Origin of the sequence: Halorubrum sp. Ea8, assembly GCF_002252925.1 — an archaeon.
In the GTDB taxonomy this organism is placed as follows: Archaea; Halobacteriota; Halobacteria; order Halobacteriales; family Haloferacaceae; genus Halorubrum.
This window is the reverse complement of record NZ_NHPF01000153.1, coordinates 1-2,622: the sequence shown is the minus strand read 5'-3', so window position 1 is coordinate 2,622 and position 2,622 is coordinate 1. Positions and strand designations below refer to the sequence as shown.

General features: G+C 72.3%; 4 protein-coding genes and 1 pseudogene. 4 read left to right on the top strand and 1 reads right to left on the bottom strand.

Going from position 1 to position 2,622, the window contains the following annotated elements; genetic code table 11:
- From DJ74_RS17370 to DJ74_RS17360, 3 genes and pseudogenes are all read left to right on the top strand, one after another.
- Positions 1 to 259: pseudogene (locus DJ74_RS17370) on the top strand (hypothetical protein); the annotation flags it as partial.
- A gap of 132 nt (positions 260 to 391) precedes the next feature.
- Positions 392 to 826 (top strand): hypothetical protein, encoded by a 435-nt coding sequence (locus tag DJ74_RS17365; protein WP_094528061.1) that lies wholly within the window; start codon positions 392 to 394, stop codon positions 824 to 826.
- Positions 827 to 891: 65 nt separating this feature from the next.
- Entirely contained in the window at positions 892 to 1,428 is a 537-nt protein-coding gene (locus DJ74_RS17360) for a type IV pilin N-terminal domain-containing protein (RefSeq protein ID WP_254921671.1), read from the top strand.
- A gap of 29 nt (positions 1,429 to 1,457) precedes the next feature.
- Here DJ74_RS17360 and DJ74_RS17355 read toward each other — a convergent pair whose 3' ends face one another.
- Entirely contained in the window at positions 1,458 to 2,081 is a 624-nt protein-coding gene (locus DJ74_RS17355) for a methyltransferase domain-containing protein (protein ID WP_094528059.1), read from the bottom strand.
- 135 nt (positions 2,082 to 2,216) lie between these two features.
- On the opposite strand from DJ74_RS17355, the gene DJ74_RS17350 reads away from it, so the two are divergent.
- Positions 2,217 to 2,622, top strand: a 406-nt coding sequence (locus DJ74_RS17350; protein WP_321166859.1) for a DUF6663 family protein, incomplete at its 3' end; no start/stop codon positions are given.

The window sequence follows — 2,622 nt, the reverse complement described above, 5'->3', positions numbered from 1 at the left end:
CGAACGGAGCTACGCCGGCGGCCCGGTGACGGTGACCGTCCTCGACGAGGAGACAGGCGACCCCGCTCCCGACGTCACCGTGACGAAGAGCGTCGGAGACGGCGACAGCCGGACGATCGGCACCACGGACGCCGACGGGGTCGTCAGGACCCTCTCGCCGGCGGAGCCGTACCGCATCACCGTCGTCGACGAGCCCCGCGTCGTCGTCGTCGACGACCTCCGACCGATCTCGACGCCCCGGCTCGTCGACGACGAGTAGCGCAGCCGCGTGCTGTCGCCGGCGCGCCCGAGCCCGCGGACGCGACTTCAGTCGGGTGTTCCAGGGTTGGGCGTTCCAAGACCTCCGGAATTCGTCGCGGTGCTCTTGTCGGTCCCGCACCCATCCCTCTCCATGCGCCTGCGCGGCCGGTCACTCTCCCACTGGGCGCTCCTCGCGGCGCTCGGCCAGCTCGCGGCACGCGCGCTCGCCGGCGGGGCCGCGCTCGTTGTCGACCCCTCCGGCGCGCTCGTGGACGCGTCGCCGGCCCCGCTCGCCCCGACGCCAGTCGACGACTTCCTGCTCCCCGGAGCCCTGCTCGTCGCGCTGTTCGGCGTCTGTCCGGTCCTCGCCGGATACGGGCTCCACGCGGACCGCTCGTGGGGGCGGGCCGCGGCCGTAGCGGTCGGTGTCGCGCTGGCGCTCTGGGTGGCCGCCGAGACGGCCCTCGGGTTCGCCCGCCCCACGCGGGCGCTGAATCTCGCCACCGCGGCCGCGGTGCTGGCGCTCGCCGCGTCCCCGTCCGTCGCCTCCTCGTCCGACGGGACGACCGGGTCGAAGAGGCGATGAACCGGTCCCCTCGCCCGTCGGCTTCCGTCCGGACGTTTTTAGCTGATGCCGCGGCCAGCCGCCCCGTGCTCCCCGACCGCTCACCGACCCACCCGGGTCCGTCGTCGAACCGGAACGCCGCTGGCGACGCTTACCGCTCCGATCGGGCGCTCGCCCCGGTCGCCGGCGTCCTGCTGCTCGCGATCACCGTCGTCCTCGCGGGCGGCGTCGTCACCGCTGCGCTCGCCGCTCCCGCCGAGCCCGTCGAGCCCGCGCCGACGGCGTCACTGTCGCTGTCGGCGGCCGGCGATCGGGTCACGGTCACGCACCGCGGCGGCGACGCGCTCGACGCGAGCGAACTGGACGTGCGCGTCAGCGTCGACGGCGAGCCGCTCGCCCGCCAGCCGCCGGTGCCGTTCTTTTCTGCGGCCGGCTTCCGGCCGGGACCGACCGGCGCGTTCAACGCTGCCAGCGACGGCGACTGGTCCGTCGGCGAATCGGCGTCGTTCCGGATCGCGGGGACGAACGACCCGGCCCTCGAACCGGGACGGACGATCGCCGTCGAGATATCGGTCGGCGGACGGCCGGTCGCGGCGCTAGAGGCGGTCGTGGAGCCTGGATAGTAGAGCGACGGCGTCGCTCGCTCCGCGCGCTACTCCTCGGCGACCCGGGCGACCGTCGTGATCGCTCGGGGGCTCCGCGGCGTCGCTCGCTGGATGTGGTGTTCGAACGCCTCGTAGCCCGCGGCCTCGAACATCCGATCGGCCTCCTCCTCGTCGTAGAAGAGCATGATCGCGTCGGCGATCCGCTGGAGGACGGGGTTGTGCGGGTAGTCCGGACCGACGACGAGCACCTGCCCCCCGGGCTTCGCGACGCGGCGCAGTTCCCGAAGCCCCTCGACGGGATTCGGCCAGTACTCGATCGAGCCCGACGACCAGACGACGTCGAACGTGTCGTCGCGGAAGGGGAGCCGCTCCGCGTCACCGCGGTAGAAGTTCACTCGGTCGCGCTTGCCGAACTTCTCGAACGCCTTCTCCATCTGGTGCACGCTCTGGTCGAGCCCGTGGACGTCGTCGGCGTGTTCCAGCAGTCCCTGCGTGCCGAACCCGGTGCCACACCCCACGTCGAGCACTTTCGGGTCGTCGCCGAACTCCAGCCAGGAGAGCGCCTCCGTCCGCATCTCCTCGGTCCAGTTGAAGCGGTTGACCTGGTCGTACACCTTCGAGAGGTACTTGTAGAACAGGCGGGCGTTCGACTTGTCCTCGAGGATCCCCATTACCGTATCCGTAGGGTCGCCCGCCCCATAACGACACGGATCCGCCACCGGGACGGACCCGGTTCGACCCTCGCGCGGGACGTCGCCGACGGTCCGGTCCGACCCGCTTATCCGCCCGCCGACCGATCCACACGTATGGACCCGACGACGAGCGGCCGGTTCCGCGTGCACGACCGGCGGCCGCGACCGGACATCGAGGACGGTTCCGATGTCGACGGTGCCGCCGCCGACGCCCCCGAGGAGTTCGTCCTCGTCGAGCTCCCGGACGGGCGGATCAATCCGACCGCGCCGGACGCCGAAGAGCAGTTCGACCCCCTGTACGCGACCGCGGAGGGGTACGAGGGGGAGATCGCTGAGCGCGTGGCGTCGCTGGAGCCCGGCCACGTCGTCGACGCGACGCTGGCGTGGACGGACGCGTCGGCGCGGATCTGGTCCCACGTCTCGACCGCCGCCTCGAACATCCCCTCGACGTCGTCGGCGAACCGGAACCGGCTCTCGCGGACGACCTCGACGTCGACGAACCGCGCCGACGCGTCCGTCC

What these genes read in the sequence shown, in the direction of transcription:
- DJ74_RS17365 (WP_094528061.1), top strand. Translation starts at nt 392, where the DNA reads ATGCGCCTGCGCGGCCGGTCACTCTCCCACTGGGCGCTCCTCGCGGCG.
- DJ74_RS17355 (WP_094528059.1), bottom strand. Translation starts at nt 2,081, where the DNA reads ATGGGGATCCTCGAGGACAAGTCGAACGCCCGCCTGTTCTACAAGTAC.